This window comes from Enterococcus sp. DIV0691 (assembly GCF_051711145.1).
In the GTDB taxonomy this organism is placed as follows: domain Bacteria; phylum Bacillota; class Bacilli; order Lactobacillales; family Enterococcaceae; genus Enterococcus_B; species Enterococcus_B hirae.
In genome coordinates this window covers 2,330,188-2,351,963 of record NZ_JBIOLY010000001.1, presented here as the reverse complement: position 1 = coordinate 2,351,963, position 21,776 = coordinate 2,330,188, and the positions used below count along the sequence as shown (strand labels likewise).

The 21,776-nt window shown below is 36.9% G+C and carries 20 protein-coding genes and 1 riboswitch; of the genes, 12 read left to right on the top strand and 8 right to left on the bottom strand.

What is annotated here, in order from left to right; all coding sequences use genetic code 11:
- The first annotated feature begins 77 nt into the window (after positions 1-77).
- Positions 78-344 (top strand): hypothetical protein, encoded by a 267-nt coding sequence (locus IGJ11_RS10815; RefSeq protein ID WP_242697128.1) that lies wholly within the window; start codon positions 78-80, stop codon positions 342-344.
- Between the two features lie 884 nt (positions 345-1,228).
- Entirely contained in the window at positions 1,229-1,855 is a 627-nt protein-coding gene (locus tag IGJ11_RS10810) for a hypothetical protein (protein ID WP_010720766.1), read from the top strand.
- Between the two features lie 171 nt (positions 1,856-2,026).
- Here the strand turns inward: IGJ11_RS10810 and IGJ11_RS10805 are convergent, their stop codons facing one another.
- Positions 2,027-3,136 (bottom strand): ABC transporter ATP-binding protein, encoded by a 1,110-nt coding sequence (locus IGJ11_RS10805; RefSeq protein WP_010720765.1) that lies wholly within the window; start codon positions 3,134-3,136, stop codon positions 2,027-2,029.
- Positions 3,137-3,309: 173 nt separating this feature from the next.
- Here IGJ11_RS10805 and mgsA point away from each other — a divergent pair, with 173 nt between their 5' ends.
- Both mgsA and IGJ11_RS10795 read left to right on the top strand, forming a co-directional pair.
- Positions 3,310-3,735: a methylglyoxal synthase gene (gene mgsA / locus IGJ11_RS10800; RefSeq protein WP_014834468.1), complete on the top strand. Its 426-nt coding sequence runs from the start codon at positions 3,310-3,312 to the stop codon at positions 3,733-3,735.
- Positions 3,736-3,890: 155 nt separating this feature from the next.
- Positions 3,891-3,989: riboswitch (THF riboswitch) on the top strand.
- A gap of 37 nt (positions 3,990-4,026) precedes the next feature.
- Positions 4,027-4,563, top strand: a complete 537-nt coding sequence (locus IGJ11_RS10795) for a folate family ECF transporter S component (RefSeq protein ID WP_010720763.1) — start codon at positions 4,027-4,029, stop codon at positions 4,561-4,563.
- Between the two features lie 330 nt (positions 4,564-4,893).
- Here IGJ11_RS10795 and IGJ11_RS10790 read toward each other — a convergent pair whose 3' ends face one another.
- A complete protein-coding gene (locus IGJ11_RS10790) occupies positions 4,894-5,325 on the bottom strand; it encodes a thioredoxin family protein (protein ID WP_094940096.1) in 432 nt (143 codons plus the stop codon).
- 13 nt (positions 5,326-5,338) lie between these two features.
- Positions 5,339-6,106 carry a hypothetical protein gene (locus tag IGJ11_RS10785; RefSeq protein ID WP_438772548.1) on the bottom strand — a complete coding sequence of 256 codons (768 nt, stop codon included), beginning with the start codon at positions 6,104-6,106 and terminating at the stop codon, positions 5,339-5,341.
- A 342-nt stretch (positions 6,107-6,448) separates the two neighbouring features.
- Between IGJ11_RS10785 and IGJ11_RS10780 the strand changes: the two genes are divergently transcribed.
- Positions 6,449-7,339, top strand: coding sequence for a helix-turn-helix domain-containing protein (locus IGJ11_RS10780; protein ID WP_207431619.1), 891 nt, complete (start codon positions 6,449-6,451; stop codon positions 7,337-7,339).
- A 283-nt stretch (positions 7,340-7,622) separates the two neighbouring features.
- Here IGJ11_RS10780 and IGJ11_RS10775 read toward each other — a convergent pair whose 3' ends face one another.
- Together IGJ11_RS10775 and IGJ11_RS10770 are read right to left on the bottom strand one after the other, a co-directional pair.
- On the bottom strand, positions 7,623-9,389 hold the full coding sequence (locus tag IGJ11_RS10775) for an ABC transporter ATP-binding protein (protein WP_207431620.1): 1,767 nt from the start codon (positions 9,387-9,389) through the stop codon (positions 7,623-7,625).
- 1 nt (position 9,390) lies between these two features.
- Complete coding sequence (locus tag IGJ11_RS10770; RefSeq protein ID WP_207431621.1) at positions 9,391-11,106, bottom strand: ABC transporter ATP-binding protein; 1,716 nt, start codon at positions 11,104-11,106, stop codon at positions 9,391-9,393.
- 386 nt (positions 11,107-11,492) lie between these two features.
- Between IGJ11_RS10770 and IGJ11_RS10765 the strand changes: the two genes are divergently transcribed.
- The 7 genes from IGJ11_RS10765 (at position 11,493) to IGJ11_RS10735 (ending at position 18,925) form a co-directional block, all read left to right on the top strand.
- Positions 11,493-14,261, top strand: coding sequence for a sigma 54-interacting transcriptional regulator (locus tag IGJ11_RS10765; RefSeq protein ID WP_088745473.1), 2,769 nt, complete (start codon positions 11,493-11,495; stop codon positions 14,259-14,261).
- A gap of 76 nt (positions 14,262-14,337) precedes the next feature.
- Complete coding sequence (locus tag IGJ11_RS10760) at positions 14,338-14,757, top strand: PTS sugar transporter subunit IIA (RefSeq protein WP_010720759.1); 420 nt, start codon at positions 14,338-14,340, stop codon at positions 14,755-14,757.
- Positions 14,758-14,769: 12 nt separating this feature from the next.
- Positions 14,770-15,240, top strand: coding sequence for a PTS sugar transporter subunit IIB (locus IGJ11_RS10755; RefSeq protein ID WP_010720758.1), 471 nt, complete (start codon positions 14,770-14,772; stop codon positions 15,238-15,240).
- A gap of 17 nt (positions 15,241-15,257) precedes the next feature.
- Positions 15,258-16,037, top strand: a complete 780-nt coding sequence (locus IGJ11_RS10750) for a PTS mannose/fructose/sorbose/N-acetylgalactosamine transporter subunit IIC (protein ID WP_010720757.1) — start codon at positions 15,258-15,260, stop codon at positions 16,035-16,037.
- Positions 16,024-16,845 carry a PTS system mannose/fructose/sorbose family transporter subunit IID gene (locus tag IGJ11_RS10745; RefSeq protein WP_010737178.1) on the top strand — a complete coding sequence of 274 codons (822 nt, stop codon included), beginning with the start codon at positions 16,024-16,026 and terminating at the stop codon, positions 16,843-16,845. Before IGJ11_RS10750 ends, IGJ11_RS10745 begins: the two co-directional genes overlap by 14 nt.
- 16 nt (positions 16,846-16,861) lie before the next feature.
- Entirely contained in the window at positions 16,862-17,911 is a 1,050-nt protein-coding gene (locus IGJ11_RS10740; protein ID WP_207431622.1) for an SIS domain-containing protein, read from the top strand.
- Between the two features lie 12 nt (positions 17,912-17,923).
- The gene (locus IGJ11_RS10735) at positions 17,924-18,925 is read left to right on the top strand and encodes an SIS domain-containing protein (protein ID WP_010737180.1); all 1,002 of its coding nucleotides are present in this window, start codon (positions 17,924-17,926) and stop codon (positions 18,923-18,925) included.
- Between the two features lie 170 nt (positions 18,926-19,095).
- On the opposite strand, the gene IGJ11_RS10730 is transcribed toward IGJ11_RS10735, so the two are convergent.
- The 3 genes from IGJ11_RS10730 to IGJ11_RS10720 all read right to left on the bottom strand — a co-directional run bounded on the left by IGJ11_RS10730 (position 19,096) and on the right by IGJ11_RS10720 (position 21,761).
- Positions 19,096-19,740 carry a lytic polysaccharide monooxygenase gene (locus IGJ11_RS10730; RefSeq protein WP_010720753.1) on the bottom strand — a complete coding sequence of 215 codons (645 nt, stop codon included), beginning with the start codon at positions 19,738-19,740 and terminating at the stop codon, positions 19,096-19,098.
- 343 nt (positions 19,741-20,083) lie between these two features.
- On the bottom strand, positions 20,084-20,755 hold the full coding sequence (locus tag IGJ11_RS10725; RefSeq protein ID WP_251849713.1) for a lytic polysaccharide monooxygenase auxiliary activity family 9 protein: 672 nt from the start codon (positions 20,753-20,755) through the stop codon (positions 20,084-20,086).
- A gap of 133 nt (positions 20,756-20,888) precedes the next feature.
- Positions 20,889-21,761 (bottom strand): helix-turn-helix domain-containing protein, encoded by an 873-nt coding sequence (locus IGJ11_RS10720; protein WP_178285705.1) that lies wholly within the window; start codon positions 21,759-21,761, stop codon positions 20,889-20,891.
- Positions 21,762-21,776 lie beyond the last annotated feature (15 nt).

The following is a 21,776-nucleotide window of genomic DNA, read 5'->3' as shown; positions in this document are numbered from 1 at the left end:
CGATACTATAATCATAAATGAACACGATGAATTTTTAGAACTTATTTTGATTACTAAGGAGAAAGAAGGGTGAGTTAATGAACAAAATGAACCAATCGATTGTTTTGGGGTTAACATTGATTACCGTTGGCGGATCAATTGCCCCTGTTACCAATGTATTTGCTTCAGAAAAAGCTACGAACTTTACCGCCACAAACGAATTTGATAAATACTACAACGATTTATCAAATGAAAAGAAAGTAGAATTTGAACGATTAGTATCCGATGCTCACTTATCCCAAGTGGAGCAATTACAAATATTAAAAGAAAAATACGAGTCCGATAGACAACCAACTCCTCGCTAGAAAATTGCCGTCATTAAAAGATAGCCAAATGGTTAGTAGCTAAAACAGGTGAAAAAACGGTAAGTGATGTTACTAATTACTTATTCGAATGGCAAGATAATTTAGAACAAGGTGCAGAAAATTGGTTAGTGAATCACGGGTGGAATAGAACCGCAGCTCATTGGACTGTTAAGACTGCTAGCTTCATTTAAGAAAATGAAAGGAACAAAGAGACTGATTTTTTGGGGACTGACACTATTTTTTTGTGTATCTAATTTCATTAGATTATTCATTCATGATGATTTTGGAAAAACAGTAAGAGTTTATTTCAGGGATGTTCCTGCCTATCTAAAAGTAATTTTTTTTATCGTGTTCATACTGTTGTTTTGGTGGAGCTATCCTTATAAAAAAGAAAAAAATTTTTTTGATTGAAGTAAAACAACCAAATATAAACCTGTCATAAACTTCAGTGAGGGTGGACGGGTTTATTTTTGTATTAAAATCAGCAACCATTAAAATGGACTATAATTCAAGAGGGTGAGCCCAGTGTATCTCGTTGTTTTAGTGTATACCTTAGGGTAGGGAATTAGAATGATACTGGGGCTAAATAGGGTTCCAGGAAATATTGTTGTTGACATGTACATAGGGCGTACTTCTTTTTTGTATTTATCTTTCATCTATATAGACAAAAATTGAAGGAGATGATGTAGCTAGCAGAGACTGTAGTTTAAAACATATTTCTTGTATAAGCTTCATTCAAAATTTACTTTATCTGGTGTCGGATAATTGAATACATGAAAAAGGCTCATTCAACATTTTTCTGATTGATGTGTCTTGACACATCTTGTTGTTAAAGTTAAAATAAGACATCATAAAGGTGTCAAGACACATTAGGAGAGAAAAAAATGAAAAAAAAATCAGTACGATCCCTGACTATTTCTGCCTTGTTGATAGCTATGGGGGTTATTATTCCAATGGTTATGCCAAAAATCATGATTCCACCTGCTTCTTTTACTTTGGCTTCTCATGTACCCATATTTATTGCGATGTTTTTTTCACCAGGAATTGCGATTACCGTTGCTTTGGGTACAACATTTGGCTTCTTTTTGACCACACCAGTAATTATTGCGCTGCGTGCATTATCTCATTTGATTTTTGCAGTGATTGGTTCTTGGTATTTGCAAAAGAAACCAGAAATCGTTTTAAAAAATGGCCAATTTACTTTAGCCAACTGGCGCTTCCAAAGTTTCAATTTTGTGATAGGTATCATTCATTCGATTGCGGAAATGTTAGTGGTTAGTGTCTTTTTCTTTGTAGGGAACATGCCAGAAACTTATTATTCTGAAGGCTATTTTTATACAGTCTTTATCCTAATGGGGATTGGTGGGTTGATCCATAGTTTAGTCGATTACAATATTGCTTATTTTGTAGCCGGAACATTGAGCAAATATTTTGATATTCCAGTTTTCACTAAAGCTAAGCAAGTAAGTCAGAAGACACCTTCAACGAAATCAATCAAGAAAATGGCTTGAAAAAAGTACCATTATCAATCAGTTTTTCCTCTTTAACTAGAGATAACTCCTTTAAAATGAATAAGCCGAAAGTGCTGTGTATGAACACAGCACTTTCGGCTTATTTGTTATAGTTCTAGCTTTTGGCATAGTTTCTGCCAAAATTTACATCAAAAGCTGATTTTTTAATTTTTATGGCAATCCGATCACTTCTTCAGTTGATTTGTCAAAGAAATGTCCTTTGCTGATATTGAATGCTAAGTCGACCATTTCCCCTGGTTTATGGAAGTCACGTGCATCGACTTTTGAAATAAATTCAGTTGTACCTGTTCGGGTATAAAGCATGGTTTCTGCACCTAACAATTCTGATACAACAACTTCTGAATGAACAACTGCTTCGGGTTGTGCTTCTAACACCACTTGTTCACTGTGGATATCTTCAGGGCGAATACCAAAAACAACTTCTTTCCCTTCATAGCCTTTTTCAACTAAGACTTTGTTTTTTCCTTCAGGGATTTTTAATTTTAAGCCATGACCGTCACTGATTACTCCATTGTTTAAAGTAACGTTGAAGAAGTTCATTGCGGGTGAACCGATAAAGCCTGCGACGAACATATTGACTGGTGTGTCATACACTTCTTTTGGCGTACCGATCTGTTGGATAAAGCCATCTTTCATGATAACGATACGATCTGCCATCGTCATTGCTTCTGTTTGGTCGTGGGTTACATAGATGGTTGTTGTTTCTAAACGTTGATGGAGTTTGGCGATCTCAGCACGCATCGCTACCCGTAATTTTGCATCTAAGTTTGATAATGGTTCATCCATCAAGAAAACTTTTGCATCACGAACGATGGCACGTCCTAAAGCAACCCGTTGACGTTGGCCACCTGAGAGAGCAGCAGGTTTACGTTTCAAATATTCAGTAAGCCCTAAAATCTCAGCAGCATTTTCTACCCGTTTTTTGATATCTGCTTTGTCATACTTTCTCAACTTCAACCCAAAAGCCATATTGTCAAATACAGTCATGTGTGGATATAACGCATAGTTCTGGAATACCATAGCGATATCACGATCTTTTGGTGCTACATCGTTCATTACTTTACCGCCGATGCTTAATTCTCCTTCCGAGATATCTTCTAGCCCAGCAATCATTCTTAATGTAGTTGATTTTCCACAACCAGAAGGTCCAACAAAGACAATAAATTCACGATCATCGATTGCTAAGTTAAAATCCGTTACGGAATAATTTTCTGCGTTGTCATATTGTTTGTATACATGTTTCAGTGCCATTTCTACCATGATTCATTCCACGCTTTCTGTTTAGTTTTAATGTTGAATTAAGTATAAATGAAAGCGTTATCTATGCTCAATGGCAACTTGAACAAGAATTGATTGTCTTTTTGGGCAATATGCTACACCTTGAGGTAAAATAGAGTAGGAACAAGATGTTGAGAGAGGAAAGGATGATCAATATGAAAATTGCTTTAATTGCTCATGACCGCAAAAAGCCCTTGATGATCAAGTTGACAACCGCCTATAAGGCAATCTTGGAAAAACATGAATTATTCGCAACTGGGACAACAGGTGGTAAAATCACCGAAGCAACTGGCTTAAAAGTCCATCGCTTTAAATCCGGTCCTTTAGGTGGTGACCAACAAATTGGTGCAATGATCTCAGAAGATCAATTAGACCTCGTGATTTTTCTGCGAGATCCGTTGGCTGCACAGCCTCATGAACCGGATGTGACTGCACTGATCCGCTTATCGGATGTTTACGAAATTCCTTTAGCAACTAATATTGGAACAGCAGAAGTACTGTTGCGAGGACTAGAAGCTGGCTTTCTGGATTTCCGTACTGTAGTTCATGAGTTAGAAAATCGACCGTTGTCTCTGGAATAAAATTCGTTATTTGCTATTGATCGTCCATTTATGTTCGTTGAATGTGTGATTTTTCACGAACATGAATTACTTTTTATTCGGGAATGTATGTTTTTTTATTTACAGTCGTGTGTGATCTATGCTATAGTTTTGCTGGGAATGACTTCCCAAAAATAAACAGAGTAGAAAATAAAGCGTTAAGTGCTGAGAGGATGGGATGTTGCCTCTTTGACGAAGGACAAGTTGTTCGCGGTTTTATTTTCGCATTCGCTGCATGTAGGATGTAGCAGCTCTTAAAGGAGATGCTAAGAAATGAAGAAAAATCGGTTAGACGCACGCATGATCGCTATCATGGGATTGTTGATTGCTTTGATGGTCACTTTATCCCGTTTGGTATCGATCGAAACCCCTTTTGTGAAGATCAGTGTCACATTTATTCCACAAATGATCATGGGGATTTTATTTGGCCCGTTTTGGTCTGGAATTGGGGGTGTATTAGCTGACTTAGTAGGAATGGCGTTATTTTCAAAAACAGCTTTCTTCATTGGTTTTACTTTGAATGCCTTTATTGAAGGAGCAATTTATGGTTTCTTTTTTTATCGAAAAGAGATTACTTGGAAAAATTCGCTATTAGCTACACTTTCGGTCACGCTGATCATTAATTTGCTATTGACTCCTTTGTGGCTAGCGATGATGTATCATGTTCCATTATTTAGTTGGATCGTCTGGGCACCAAGGTTATTAAAAACAGTCGTTTGGATTCCTATTCAAACCATTGCGATGTATTACGTCGGACGTAGTATTCCATACAAAAAGATTTTAAGAAGTATGACTCTTCACGCAAAATAGTCAACTCAGAAACAAAAGAAGCAACCTTCCCATCCCAGAAGGTTGCTTCTTTTGCTTATTTATTGTAAGAAAGGAGACGTTTATTTCTATAAAATAGTGAACAACGATTGAAAGAGATGATATATGGCCATACCACCTAGAATACTACTGATGATGGTCAAAAGGATTGTGACACTTTTAGAGGGCTTTGTTAATGAAAGATAGTAATAGGCAAGCCCAATTTGAAGATTGAAGTAGAAAATAGCACTTCCAGATCTAAAATTAGGGAAAAGTGTCATAATAATATTTATACACAGTGATATCTTTAACAATTCTTTGTACCAATTCTTTTTAGCCATTTAGGATAAACTCCTCGATTGCTTTTTCATTTTTTAGGCCAATTATTCGATCAATAACTTTCCCATCCACAATTTTTATTATGGCCGGGATAGAATTAATTCCTAAGCTGTCAGCCATTATTTCCAACTTATCCTCATTCTCTTTACGAGCGTTATCTGTATTATAATATCCCATAGATTGGTGCTGGTTGTTTAGTACTTTTCGCAAAATAGGCTCAAATTCTTTACATTGGGGGCATGTAGGTCTCCCTACATAAACAAATAAAGTATCCTTTCCATTCATTATTTTTTCTAAAGAAATACTATCCACTTCATATAAACCTTCTTTAGATGTTGCCATTTGAGTATAGACATATAAAATAGTAGGTAAACTAAAAATAATTAAAATGAAACACATCAATTTTTTTGGATTAATATTTATCATAAACACAATCAGTTTATAATTTAAAACATGCGACTACTCCACCGATGGCACCACCAGCAAGAGCGACAAAACCTGTTATACAAGCAGCACATACTAATGGAACTGCAAGACAAGCAGCAGCACATGTAGGGGCAATGATGTTAGCAACTGCACGGCTTATTCCTAAAACAATTGCTAGACAGGCTGCTTTTTCAGCCATTCCACGGGTTTGCTTCAAATGAAGAAACTCACTTTGAACTTCTTGTAACTGTTTTTTCAATTCATTATTTGGTATAAATTTATCTTCAAGAATTTGGTGAGTCATTTCTTCGCCATTGGAAAATGTTCTAATCTCGAAAGTATCTTTTTCTGATTGAGTGATCAAAGATTCTTGGACTCCCTTAATGTTGTACATCATATCAAAGATTACCGTAACACTGCTGAATAGATTATAGTGTTCATTTGTGATTGGTACAGTCAATGAATAATAATCTTTATTTTCTCCATTTTCACTTATAATTTGTAACGCTGTAGCATTGTCCAATGTTAAATATTTTTCTGAAACATGTAATTGAATAGTAGAGTCAAGATTAGATGAAAATACGTCCATTAGTTTGTTTTTTTCTTTCGAGCTAATTTCTTTTGCTGTTTCAGACAAAATGACCATATTTTTAACGATTGATGTAGCTTCTTTCGAATTTATACCAGGAACCGTCACTGGATTACTTTCAAAATAGGTACTAATCGTTTGTGTCACTGGCACATAGTCAGTCTCTTGAATCATCTCTGCATTGACAATCATAGAAAAGTTAGGAATGATAAAGGAAGCTAGAGTTATAACAGCAATAAGACTTATAATGAATTTGTTTTTTAACATATTTTTTTTAATTCCTTTCGGTGATCCAGTTTAAGTAAAAAATAGTTACTCTTAGTCGTGTGAATTCTTACATAACATTTCTTTTTTGTACTTTGCAGTAAAAATAAGCACTTTATAACAATTTTCACAAATCTCCTGATATTTTCTCCTTTACTATTATTTAAAGCGCTTTTATTACTTGTATCTATAGTATAGAATGAAAACGAGTAAATTATTTTATATGGTATCAATAGTCACATTGAATTTAAAAAAGGAAGTGAACGACGAATGGAAATTCATGAATTACTACGTAAATTTCGAAAGGAAAGGGGGTTATCTCAAAAAGAGTTAGCACATAAAATAACTTCTAGAGAATCTTTAGTAAAATACGAAAGTGGTAAAAATCAGATTCCATTGATTCCTTTATTAGCTTTTTTAAAAAAGATGAACATTGAGCTAGACGAATGTTTATTTTATTTAAATAAAATAAACGGAAATCATCCAAGACAAAAGTTAAATCAGCTACTTAGTCAATTGGAAGATGTCAAGTTACCAATTGACGACCGATTAAGAAATTTAGAATTAGATATCAAAAAAACAAAAAGCATTGTTGATAAGCGGAATTATCTAATAGCTAAAGGCTATCAATGGCATTTACTACCGAATGATGAAAGAAAGTTTACTCTACATGATAAGGTTTATATCAAAGCGATCATGAACCATCTAGAAAAAGTAGCAGAATATGGTCGTTTTGAAATAGTCACATTTACTTCACTGGCTTTTCTTTTTACAACAGAATTTATTCAAATGCAAGCTTCGAAAGTAGAAAGAATGGGTGATAACGAAAATTTTCTCTCTTCACTTTGCACGTTGTATCATGTTCTCTTTCTTTTAATGCTAGAAAGAAAAGAAAGCGGCTATTCAAAAGAATATCTAGAAAAATTAAAGATGGTTCGAGGTAGACTAGTGACACCACAAAAAACAGAGGTACACGAAAGGTTTGACGATTTGCTACTGAATAGCTTGGTCGAGCGTACAGCTAATTCTAAGCAATTAACAGATTTTTTTATGGGGATTAGGTTAATTGGTGCAACTCAACTTGAAGAGGAGTTTCTTTTAGCTTTAAAAAAATATGAGAGACTTTATGGTCTTTCTCTTTTACCTTCAATTATAGAATAAAAACCGTTGGTAGTAAGGAAGTTTTGGGCAGCTAAGCTATTTAAAGATGAGCTAGGGATGAAATGTTTTGCTTTTGTTTTTTTATGAAGAAGTATAGTTTTGATAACCATTTACATATAAAGTGAGTCATGTCGCAAAGACGTTGTTCATGTTTTAGGAGTGAATGAATAGGTTCTTTTAATGCTTTTCTCTAATAAAATAATAACTGTCCCACAAAAGTTAGTGAAAAACTAGCTCTTGAGGGACAGTTACACTGATTTATTACAACTACTTTTTGATTGAGTTAACTATTTTTAGTAAACTGCGCTTGATATAGTTGATGGTAGTACCCGTCTTTTTGTAGTAATTCATCGTGGGTACCCATCTCAACGATGGCGCCTTGCTCCATGACTAAGATTTGATCGGCATTTTTGATTGTCGATAAACGGTGGGCAATCACAAAGCTCGTTTTGCCTTCCATCATTGTTAAAAAGGCATCTTGAATTTTCTTTTCCGTCAAAGTATCGACTGAACTAGTTGCTTCATCTAGGATCAACATAGGAGGATTGCTGATCATTGTACGGGCGATCGTTAACAATTGTCTTTGTCCGTCAGAGATTTTCAGTCCTTGTCCGCCGATTTTTGTTGCTAACTTTTCAGGCAAGCGTTCCACAAATTCATACATATACGAAGCTTTGAGTGCTTGATTGATTTCTTCATCACTAGCATCTGGATTGCCATACTGTAGATTTTCTTTTAACGTACTGTCAAAGAGCCAAGTATCTTGTAAAACCATTCCAAAGCTTTTTCGCAAGCTATCTCTTTGGATATCTCGAATATCATACCCGTCGATCGTAATGGTTCCACCTGTCGCATCATAAAAACGCATCAATAGGTTAACTAACGTGGATTTACCAGCACCAGTCTTACCTACAATCGCAATCGTTTGCCCTGGTTTAGCAACAAAACTGAAATTTTCGATCAATCGTTGACTTGGTTCATAAGAAAAGGATACATGATTGAACGCTACTTCACCTTTGATTGTTGCTGGATTCAACGCATAAGCATTAGGTTCATCTGGCGTTTCTTCGGGTTGATCGATGAGGTCAAAGGCACGTTCTAATCCAGAAAAAGCGGTTTGGATCTGTGTCGTGATTCCAGAAAGTTCAATAAACGGTTTAGAAAACTGACTAGAATAGATCGTGAAACTAGAGATCACACCGACTGTAATGGCTGAGCCACTTCTTAATGCTAGTAAACCACCAACTAATCCAATCGAAAGATAAGCCAAGTGATCCACAAAACGAGAAGACGGATTCGTCAAAGAAGAAGAAAATTGGGCACGTTGTCCTTTTTGATAAAGATCAGTGTTCAATGCTTGGAATTGTCGCTGATTCATTTCTTCTTGTTGAAAGGCTTTGACGATTTTCTGATTCCCGATCCGTTCGGTAACAAAGCCAGAGATATTCCCGATAATCTTTTGTTGATTGTCAAAGTCGTTTTGTGATGCACGGGCAACGATCCAACTGACAAGAAAAATGATTGGTGTGGAGCAAATCACGACGAGTGTCAATAACGGGCTAAGGCGTAACATAAATATAAAAGACAAGACGATGATAGCCACGCCGGCAAACATTTGGTTAAAAGCCGCAGAGATCGCAATGGAAATATTATCCATATCGTTGGTAAAACGACTAACGATATTCCCGTGTGAATTTTGATCGTAGTAACGAAGCGGTAATTTATTCAAACGTGCAAAGGCATCTTTTCTTAATTTTGCTACGGAAAGATAAGCCAAGCGATTACTTAAGACTTGGATCAGCCATTGACTGATCACGTTGATCAATACGATCCCGCCAAATAATAATAAGAGGTGGAACAATTGAGCAAATCGAACTTGACCTGCGCCGATCATTTGGTCAATACTTTGACCAATCTGTAAAGTCATTACCACAGTAGCGATCCCGTTGATGATCCCTAAAAGGATCGCAAACCAGATATCTTTTGAATAGGCTGTAAGGTAAGGAACGAATCGTTTGAGGGTTTTCCAGGATAATTTTTTTGTTTTCATCTTATTCTTCCTCCTGTGATGCGACGATTTCGCGATACTCAACGGAATCCTTCAATAAATCTTCATGTTTCCCTTGCGCAACGATCTTTCCTTGATCCATCACGAGGATCTTATGTGCTTCTTGAATCGAGCGGATTCGTTGAGAAATAATAATGACTGTCGTATCTAGTGAGGTTTGTAATGCTTTTCTTAAGTTAAGATCGGTTTGATAATCTAACGCGCTTAAAGAATCATCTAAAATCAATAATTCAGGTTTGGCAATTAACGCACGTGCAATCGTTAGCCGTTGTTTTTGACCGCCAGAAAAGTTTTTTCCGTTTTCCATTACCTTTGTTTCTAATCCTTTAGGAAGTTGTCGAACAAACTCTTCTGCTTGAGCAATTCTAAGAGCTTCCCAACATTCTTCATCTGTGGCATCTTCTTTTCCCCATTGAAGGTTTTCACGGATGGTTCCAGTGAATAGAACAGCGGTTTGAGGAACTTGTGAGATTTGGCTTCTTAAAGGATCAAGTTTCCATGAGCGAACATCCACGTCATCAAAAGCGACGGAACCTGCGCTGACGTCATAGAAACGTGGAATCAATTGAGTTAAGGTTGTTTTTCCGCTACCGGTTGGTCCAATGATCCCCAAAACCGTGTTTCGTTTCAAAGCAAAAGTAATGTCTTGTAAAGATAATCCTGACTTTTCAGTATAACGAAAGTCGACATGTTCAAATTGAACGATGTTTTCGGATTGGAAATTCGGTGTCAAGGCATCTTCTGCATCTGTCAGTGTGGTGTCAGTTTCTAGGACTTCTTTGACCCGATTACCTGAAGCTTCGGCCCGGGTAAAGATAACGACCAGGTTAGAAACGACGATCAATGCCAGTAACATTTGATTCATGTAATTGATCAACGCAAGGACTTGACCTTGTTGCAAATGTCCGATATTGACTTTGATCCCACCAACAGTCAACAAACAAATAATACCGATATTCATGATCAATGTGGTAGCCGGTGATAAGAGAGCTGAGATATTTGAAACACGTAAGTAGTTTTTAGCTAATTCATCGGTGTCCTCATCAAAAGTATCAATTTCTGTTTTTGTGCGGGAGAATGCTCGAATTACACGAACACCGCTTAGATTTTGACTAACCGTTTCATTTAAACGATCCAGTTTTTCTTGGACTTTTTGGTACAGTGGAATTGTTCTTTTGATGATAAAGTATAAAATGATTGAAAAAATCGGTAGAATAGCTAAGAAAAACAAGCCGATTTCCCAGTCAATCACAAAGGCCATGACGACTGAACCGATACTTAGAAATGGCGCACGGATCAATAAACGGATTACCATGGCTAATGCTAATTGGAGTTGGTTGATGTCGTTCGTCATTCGAGTGATCAATGTATCTGTACCAAAATGATTTAATTCACTATGTGAAAAGGAATTGATTTTCTTGATTAGTTGATTTCTAAGCTCAGTACCAAATCCTTGTGAAGCTATTGAAGCATAATATTGACAAATGATCGCACAAATCAATCCAACAACTGACATCACGACCATCCAGATCCCCATTTGGATGATCACACCACGATCATTCATCTTTAGACCGTTATCAATCAATGAGGCCATCAATAATGGCAAAATCAATTCAAAGACAGCTTCTAAGAATTTAAAAACGGGACCCAGAATGATTTGTTTACGGTAATCTTTTGCATAACGCAATAACTGAATCATATGATTCCTCCTAAAATATATTTACCATTAGCTAAGAGAATTTTTAAGAAAAAGCCAAATAAATTTTCTCGAATTTCTTTCTTAGCTACTTAAACGGTAGGCACGGATTTAAGAGAAAGGGGAGTCAGTTGCAAGAAATTTCTGTCTATTTTACATTGATGACCCTTTGTCTTAAACGAGTACTTTCCTATGTATAAGTAGGTACTCTCACATTGTATCTTATGAAATTTAGAATGAAAAGTGAATAAGCCTTTTCATAAATGAAACTTTGAAGTGAATTAGCAAAAAAAGTCATTGACGAATCTCGTTTGTTTCTCCTTCTTTTTAGATAAAAATAGCTATTGACAAAATGAATGCGTTTCCTATGATGGAGAAGAGGTGAGAGAATGTTAAAAGAAGAAATCCAAGATTATTTAGAAAATCAAACGGCATTTATCGATTTAGCACAATTAAGTGATGTTTTTACAGCGAAATATTTAGCAGCATACTTTAAAGTGAAACGTAATACGGTCAGTCATTATCTTAATCAATTAAATGAAGCTGGCATTTTGGTTAAGATCAATTCTCGTCCGGTCTATTACTTTCATAAAATGGCTTTTGAACAGCAATTTTTTGCTTTAAGTAAAACGTATTATGCCTCAACTGAAGAAATTAGGGCTGAACAGCCTATTTTTTCAAGAAGTAAAGATCTTTTTTCTTTAGTGATCGGTCACGAAGCAAGCCTGAAAGAAAGCATTGAACAAATCAAAACAGCTCTTTTTTATCCAGATGGTGGGCTACCTGTGTTATTAACTGGAGAAAGTGGTACAGGGAAAAGCTTCTTAGTCAATATCGTTTATCAATACTGTTTAGAACATGATCTCTTACCAGAAAATGCGCCTTTCGTGACGTTGAATTGTGCCCAATATGCCGATAATCCAGAATTGTTGACGAGTAATTTATTTGGACATGTCAGTGGAGCATACACCGGTGCGACACAAGATAAGGTTGGCGCTTTTGAGGCAGCCGATGGGGGATTATTATTTTTAGATGAAGTTCATCGACTTAGCCCTGAAGGACAAGAAAAATTGTTTACGTATCTGGATCAAGGGATTATTTATCGAATGGGAGAAACGAATCAGGGGAAAAAAGTCGATGTTCGGCTCTTCTTTGCAACGACTGAAGAAGTCACCAAACATTTTCTGCCCACTTTTATGCGTCGGATTCCTTTTAAGATTGATCTGCCTTCTTTACGTGCTCGTGGAAAAGAAGAACGATTGGAGCTGATTTATTCTTTTTTCTTAAATGAACAAAGAAAAATCGAGCGACCAATGAAAGTGAGTGGGCAAGTGCTGTCATTATTGACGAACCAAAGTTTTTCGGGAAACATCGGCGAATTGAAAAATAGCGTAAAAGTAGCTGTAGCCAAAGCATTCGCTGAACAAAAAGAGGAAGAGAGCCTATCGATCAAACTCCAACATTTACAAAGATATCTTTTGAAGGTTCCCCATCAAGACAGCCCAGCCCAATCAGCTGTGTGGATCACTGAGAAAAAAGAATTAGCTCATTTGGTTGAAAAAAGACAACCAGAACAGGAGCGAATGATCCGCTGCTTTGAACAACTATTATTGACCTTTAAGAAAAATGGCGCAACAGTAAGTAACTGTGAGGAAAAATTAAAAGAAGAAGTCGTTTATTTATTTGATTTTTTACTCTTTGAAACGAGTCGCCAAGAAAAACATGAACTACTAGTCTACTGGTTGCACTCCATTCGAGAAACGCTAAAACAAATGGAAAGTGCCTATCAGATCAAGTTTGATGGTAACAGCGTCTATGCGCTAAGTTATTATCTCTATCAAAGAAGCACAGTAAAGTGGTTACCAGAAGATGGAGAAATCGAACAATTGATCAAGGAACTAGACCGCCAGTTAGAACTAATGTATCCAGCAAACTATCACTACGCCCATCGGATCTTGGAATTGACACAAGCCAAGTTAGATTTAGAAGTTACTTTATTAGATCATATTTTATTAACGATCTATTTGAGACGGACGAAATGGACAAAAGAACAAAGTGTGCCTAAAGCAATCATTGCTGCTCATGGTTATGCCACCGCTAGTAGTATGGCAAACGTCGCTAATCGATTGTTGGGAAATGATCTGTTTGAATCCTTTGATATGCCCTTAGATGTGACTCCCCAACAAATTGCGGATGAAATGATTGATTACAGTAATCGTCATGATATCTCTAATGGACTGATCATTTTAGTTGATATGGGCTCGCTAAAAGAAATCCATCAACTATTCAAAGATCAGGTCTTTGCCCCAATCGTTATTTTGAATAATGTGACAACACCATTAGTTATCAGTATTGGAGAAAAAATGCAAAAAATGACTGATCTGGAAGAAATCGTCAAGGAAGCGGTGGCCTCCTTGGAAGCAGAGTGGACGATCATTTACCCTCAAAAAAATAAACAAAAAGCATTACTGATCACTTGCATGACGGGGATCGGAACGGCTGTCCATATGAGTGAACTACTTGAAAAAAGTTTACCAGCAAACAGCGCACTTAAAATCATCCCTTATGAATACCAAGTATTAACACAAAGAAAATTAACGGAATCGGTTTTTTCGATGTACGATGTGATTGGCATCATTGGGACAACGAATCCTCAAATCGACACGATGCCATATCTTTCGTTAGAGTCATTGATTTCAGGAGAGAAGATGGATGAACTTGTTCAATGGCTGGCTCCTATTTTTTCATTGAAAGAACAAGCTAACTTTGATCAGCAATTTGTCCGAAATTTTTCATTAGAAAAAGTACTGGAGTCGGTGACGATCCTTGATACAGAAAAAGTGATGACAGAAATCGAGCTGTTTATGCGCGAATTGGAGATGCGTTTTGATAAGAACATCACGACGCCACAAAAGATCGCCCTTTTTGTCCATGTCAGTTGTTTGATTGAACGATTGATCAGGCAGATCCCGATTGAAAGTTACCATGGTCAAGAACAGTTGTTACAGTGTCAAAAAGAAACCTTGGATCGAATCAAAGAAGCATTTAGTGTCATCGAAGAACATTATAGTGTCACGATCCCACCATCAGAAGTCGCTTATATTTATGATATTCTCGAAAATGTAGAGGATAAAATAGGCTCAGAAGAAGAATTTTAATCGTAAGCAAGATACCGCCACTATGTTGGCACGTATCTTGCTTTATTTGTAGTGAGAGTAAGAAAGAGGTGGAAACATGGAAAGAACAATTATTCTAGCCTCCCATGGACGTTTTGCTTCAGGGATTTTAGATTCTTTGGAACTTATTTTTGGTAAAACGCATTCGATCCTAGCGTTAGATTGCTATGGAACTGAAACGTTTGATTTAGCAAAATCAGTGCAGCAATTGATCAACGATCATCAAGGGCAGGAGTTGATCATCATCACTGACTTATTTGGTGGCAGTGTAAACAATGAATTTTTGCAGTACATTAACCGACCGAATATCTACTTGATTGCTGGTTTGAATCTGCCATTGTTGATCGAGATTGCCACAAAAATTGAGACAGCTGATTCAATCGTTGAATTGATCCATCAGGTATTGAATGATTCAAAAGAAATGATCCAATTTTGTAATGAAAGTATCGAAAAAAAAATGGAAGAAGAAGAATTTTAGGAGGGATTGGAAATGATTATTTTAACAAGAGTCGATCATCGTTTATTGCATGGTCAAGTCGCTTTTTCTTGGACACAATCAATTGGGGCAGATTGTATTTTGATCGCAAATGATGATGTGCCAAACAATGAAATACGCAAAACAACCATTAAGCTGGCAAAGCCACAAGGAGTGAAACTAGTGATCAAATCGATTGAAGATTCGATCGCTGCATTACAAAGTGGCGTAACGGATAAATATAAACTATTTATCGTAGTAGAGTCTGTGAAAGATGCGTATCAATTAGCAAAAGCTTGTCCACAGATCAAGCAAATCAATTTAGGTGGGATTAAAGCAAAGGAAGGAACGCGGAGTCTAGGTAAAGCGGTCAACGTATTACCTGAAGAAGAAAAATTGTTGGAACAAATGATCGCTGATGGGATAGAAGTAGAAATTCGTCAAGTACCAGCAGATAAAAAAATAGCAGCAAAGGAAGTCTTATGAGAAAGGAAGAATAAAAGATGATCCTACAAGCAATTCTTTTAGGTCTGGTTGCCTTTATTGCGCAATCAGAGTATGCGTTAGGAACTTCCCTGCTTTCTCGTCCGATCGTAACGGGATTATTTACAGGGATTGTTTTGGGAGATGTAAAAACAGGTATTATTATGGGAGCAACTTTGGAATTAGCTTTTATTGGTTCATTTTCAGTTGGAGCATCGATTCCACCAGACGTTGTGACCGGTGGAATCTTAGGAACTGCATTTGCCATTACTGCAGGAGCAGGAACAGAAACAGCATTACTATTAGGTTTACCAATTGCGACACTTACCCTTATTTTAAAAAATGTTTATTTAGGACTATTGATTCCGATCATGAACCACAGAGCAGATCGTTATGCGGAGGATGGGAATTATAAAGGGGTCGAACACATGCACTTATTAGCTGGTTTCGGCTTGTCATTGATGCTTGGTCTGGTAGTCATGATTTCTTATTTAGTCGGAAGTCAAACGATCGGGAATCTCTTAGCGAAAATACCAGATTTTGTGCAAAACGGCTTGACCGTTGCAACTGGGTTGATTCCAGCACTTGGATTTGCCATGCTGGCACGTTTATTGATCAATAAAAAAGTAGCACCTTATTTCTTTTTAGGCTTTGCTGTAGCAGCTTACTTAGAGATTCCAGTAACAGGTATTGCCATCTTTGGGGCGATCTTAGCCGTCATTGTCGTCAATATCATGAACGTACGTCAAGTATCCGTTCAAACTTCAGCAGGGGAGGTAGAAGAGGATGAAGACTTCTAATCAAGAAGAACACAAAGTGACCAAAAAAGAACTGAATCAGGTCTTTTGGCGCTCATTTCAAATGGAATTTTCATGGAACTATGAAAGGCAGATGAATATGGCCTATGTCTTTGCCATCATTCCCATCTTGAAAAAGCTCTATCATACTAAAGAAGAAATGTCAGCAGCGCTTAAACGACACTTGGAATTTTTTAACACGACACCACATATCGTGACCCTGATCTTAGGGATCAATGCAGCAATGGAAGAAGAAAATAAAAATGACCCAGAGTTTGATGTAACAGCTATTGATAGTATCAAAACCTCACTGATGGGGCCTTTAGCAGGGTTAGGCGATTCATTCTTTTGGGGAACGTTGCGTTTGATCGCGACGGGTGTTGGGACTTCGCTAGCACTACAAGGAAATATTTTAGGACCAATTTTATTCCTTTTGATTTTCAATATCCCTCATGTTTTGTTTCGTTACTTGGCAACAAGTTGGGGCTATCGATTAGGTACTGGATTTTTAAAGAAAATCCAAGCAAACGGAATGATGGAAAGTTTGACGTTAGGTGCTTCAATCATTGGATTGATGGTAGTTGGCGGGATGACTGCGACGATGATCGATATCAATATTCCTTTGAAAATCGGAACAGGTGAAAATGCTGTCACGGTTCAAAGTATTTTTGATGATATCGTTCCTCATATTTTAAGTTTAGGTGCCTTTGGAGCAGTCTTTTATTTATTGAAAAAAGAAGTCAAACCATTGATGATTTTGATTGGATTAGCTATTTTTGGGATTGCTGGTTCATGGATCGGTATCTTTTAGAAAAGGAGAGAACAAGATGGTCACAATGCTTGATTATATTCATGAAGAAAAAACAGTTTTATCAGCGATTCTTGAAAAGAATGATTCGTCACTTCATGTGTCTTATCAAAACATGCAACACGTTCTGATTCTGGCGACAGGTTCTTCGTATAATGCTTGTCTTGCTGCAAAGCCGGCACTAGAAAGCTATGGAGATATCACTGTGGATATCCAAGAACCTTATCATTTTAATCATTATGGGAAATTGTCAGAAGAAGTTGATACAGTCATCGCTGTTTCTCAAAGTGGGAAAAGTGCTTCGACAGTCGATGCCATTCGAAAGATCCGATCATCAAAACGACGGACGATCGCTTTAACTGGAGATGATCAAAGTCCGATCACCAAAGAAGTGGATCAAGTGATTGACTTGAATATGGGCGTGGAAAAAGTGGGGTTTGTTACCAAGGGCTATTCAGCAACCGTTCTTCAGTTGATTCTCTTAGGTCTAGCGATTGGAACCAGTAAAGATCGAATAACAGCAGCGCAAAAAGAAGAAAAACTAGTTCAACTAAGAGAAATCGTGATGAAAATTCCTCAGATCATTGCGCAAACAGAACAATTTTTTGAAAAAAATGAAGCACTCTTTCGTGTAGCAAAACGATTTATTGCGATCGGGTATGGACCGAATTGGGGAACAGCGAAAGAGTTTGAAACCAAGTTTACGGAAACTGTTCGGGAACCTTCCCAAGGCTTTGAATTAGAGGCATACATGCACGGTCCGTATTTAGAAGCCAATCCTGGTCATATCCTATTCTTCTTGGAAACCAACAGTGATAGTCAGCAACGTTCCCAGCGATTAGCACAATACATGAAACAATATGTTGGACAGGTCATTGTTGTAACGACTGAAGGAGAAACGACTGAGAATCAGCTTAGTCTGGGAATCACTAGCGAAGAAGATCTTTCTGTTTTAGCTTTAGTTGTACCGATCCAAGTTTTGGCTTATAAAATTGCGACTGCCAAAGGGATCGATTTAGGTCAAAGAATTTTTGATGATTTTGATGAAGTATTAAAAAGTAAAATTTAAGAGGTGGAGACTATGTTAAAATTCAATGAACAAAAACAAATCGAGGATATCAATGGGGCGCTAGCTTTACGTCCGCAAGTGGAACAAATCATTGACGGATTGGGAGAGGGATTCGATGCAATTTATTATTTAGGAATCGGCGGAACCTACGCGTCAGCGATGCAAGCTGTGACTTATATGAACGGTAAAAGTAACCTGCCTGTTTATGTCCAACATGCAGCAGAATATTACACAACTGGCAACAAACGCCTAACAGAAAAATCAATTGTTGTCTTGTCTTCAGTTACTGGTACCACGCAAGAAGTCGTGCAAGCGGTCAAAGAAATCAAAACAGTGGGTGCGACACTGATCGGGTTTATTGATACAAAAGAGAGTATTCTCGCTGAACTTTGTGACCATACGATCACTTATCCTGCACCTGGAACCGAACAAATCAAATTCTTTATGGTCGCAGATCGTTTGATGTATAATCATGGCGAATTTGAAGACTACGAAACCTATTATCAACAATTAGAAGAGCACTTAGCAGTTGGCTTAGTCGAAGCCGAAAAACAAGCAGATGCTTTTGGATTAGCGTTTGCTGAAAAACATCGTCACGATTCGATGCACTATTTTATCGGTGCTGGGAACCAATGGGGCGCTGTCTATTCTTATGCGATGTGTTATTGGGAAGAGCAAAGTTGGTTGCCTTCTAAATCGATCCACGCTGCTGAATTTTTACATGGTACGCTAGAAGTGATTGAAGAAACGACACCAGTGACGTTGTTCTTAGGAGAAGATGAACAACGTGTACTTGCAGAAAGAGTCGCAAACCTATTACCAAAAATCTGTGCAAATTATACATTGATTGATACAAAAGACTATCCAATTGAAGGAATTGACGAAAGTTATCGTGGGCGTGTCCTTTCTTATTTGCTGATGCATGCGGTGACGCAACGAATCGATGCGCATATCGAGCAATTAAATTGTCACCCCTTAGAAATCAGAAGATATTACCGTCAATTTGAGTATTAAGCGACACAATCAGTTCTAAGAGGAACGATTTCGTAAAATAATAAAATAAAACATACCAATATGAATCGTCTGTCAGTGAAATAAACGGTTCATGCTGGTATGTTTTTTGGTTATGACATGGATCAAGTGAGCGATTTGATCCGTGTGTTGATATGTTGATAGCAGAATTTTTATGAATTGTTTGATAAGTCAGTTAAGAGATTACGAGGTTGGATATTCGCATCAATCACATTGTAAAAGGCATTTGAAGTATCATTCACATCCCAAACGGCTAAGATGACATGATAACCGAGATGATCACCTGGAATAGTGATCGTGTGTGTTAGATTTGTGTCGGCATCTTTCCCGTGACCGTCTACCTCACCTATAAATTGAAATTCATCGCGGGATAATGGTTTGTTTGGATTCCAATTATTTTTCGTGATATAGTAATGCCATTTAGCTGTTTTATGCGCGGCAGTATAAGACCAAGTGAATTTCGTTGGACCAGTTGAAAGGTTTTGTTTTGTCCAAATAGTAGCAGTTTGTTTGTCTAATTCAAATCCTTTGACACCATTTGCGGAAGCAATTTTTCCATCTGCAGGTCCACCATTTGGGAATCCTTTAGGTGCTTCTAGTGATTGTGGCTCAGTAATTATTTCACCGTATTTTTCAAGAGCTGCATGCCAATTCTTCTTACTGTCTAATTCTCCTTGATAGGCACGACTGATAGGTTTCTCCACATAACCGTGAGCATCCACATTAACTGTCGATAAGGCAGTTAAACCAGTTGTTGCTAAAACGAGACCTAATCCTACGACTAAACTTTTTTTCATCTTGATTCCCTCCATCAATTGCTTATTATGTGAAATAAATGTTTTCACAAAAATAGTATAAAACGATAGGAGAAGAGGGTTAAATATTGTTTGTTATTGCAACAAAAAAAGTATGGTTCCTAAAAAAGTACACTCAGTTCGATATCATGAAAAAGCATTCGATAAAAGATAACTTCTTTCTGATACGCTCTTATTATTGATGAGTGGCAAAAGTGAAACGAAAAAGATCCCACGATGTTGAGCCTAGCGATACTAGAACTACCCATCGTGGGAAAGAATGAGCAAATGTTTTCAATAAACAGTAAAGAAAATGAAGAATGATTGATTGTTCAGTTAAAGAGAATCACATGGATTCATTTAAGGATTCATTTAAGGATTCATTTAAATCATTTAAGATACTACGAGGTTGGATATTCGCATCAATGACATTGTAGAAGGCATTTGATGTATCACTTACATCCCAAACTGCTAAAATCACATGATAACCTATCCGGTCATTTGGGATCGTAATGGTGTGAGTTGGACTCGTGCTAGCTTGCGCACCTTTTCCTTGGACTTCGCCAATCAATTGAAGTTCATTGCGAGAAAGTGGTTTATTCTGGTTCCAACCTGGTTTAGTGATATAGTAATGCCATTTACTAGTTGGGTGTGATTGCGTATACTTCCAAGTGAATTTTGTCGCTCCCCCTGTTAAATTTTGTTTCGTCCATAGACTAGAAGTTTGCTTATCTAATTCAAATCCTCTTGCACCATTTGCAGAAGCGATTTTTCCATCTGCTGGTCCACCTTTAGGGAATCCCTGAGGAGCTTCTAGTGATTGTGGTTCATTAATGATCGGACCATATTTTTGAACTGCGAAATCATAGCCAATGTTTTCTTTATCCAATTGACCTTGATAGGCACGGCTAATTGGCGAGATAACATAACCATGTGCTGAAACATTGACGGAAGATAATGTTGTCAATCCTGTCGTTGCTAAAACCAAACCTAACCCTAATAAAGAACTTTTTTTCATATTATAACTTTCCTCCAAAATGATTTTTATGAAAAGGTTTTCTTTTCATGAATTTAGTATAACGAGGAGAATAGTAAGCTTAGATTGTTTGTCTAGCATTACAACAAAAATAACATCTTCCGGTTCGTTATTGTTAATTAGCTTTGTTTTGTAAACTGCTTTCAATCAATGAATTTTTGAGATTACTAAAATATTCTTTAGCATTAGTCAAATCTAACCACTCAAAAAAACGAAGACCCTTTTCGATTTCCGGGATGGCTGAATGATCGCCATCTGCTAATCTATCCAAAGCCGCAAATAATTTATACTGGGCAAGATCAATTGACTGTTTGTGGTTTTGCGTTAATCTTTTCAGTTCGCATAGAAAAAGTTTTCTAAGAATCGCAGAATGACGGTTAAATGAGAGGCGTAAACCATTAAGAATAAAATTAGAGAAAAGTTCTGAATAGTAGGTAGCGTCTATGTACGTTTTCATTTTTGATACACTGGTTTGAAAGAGATGGATGATGTATTGATCATCAAAAATAAACAAACAGTTTGAAAAAATCGTTAGTTCAAAATGTCCCCAGGTTTCAATTTTTTCAAGATAATTTTTGATCACAAAAATTTCTTCTTCTATTTTCAAATTGGTATCAGTATGGTTGTAGAGGTAGTTCATAATCAATTTTCGTTGGGCATAAATCAAACGATAGTAGATGCTGCCTGTTTTTTCGTATTCGTTTAGTAGTTCTAATTCTTGTTCGTGAGTGATTTTTTTGGATGAGATGAGATAGTTGGTTAATTTTTGTTTATTCGTAAGTGAATTGCTATTAAGAAGAAATTGATACTCTTCTAAAGTAATGTTCATTCGTTCAAGGTAGTTAACTAATAGTTCAAAACTGATCTTTGTTCCTCTTGATTCAAACGCTGCAAGGGTTCCTCGTTGTGAGATACCTCGTGTCAACTGTTCTTGTGTTAAGCCACGTTCTTTTCTTAACTTACGAATCAGAGACGAATGGTTAGTCATATCTTTATCCTCCTA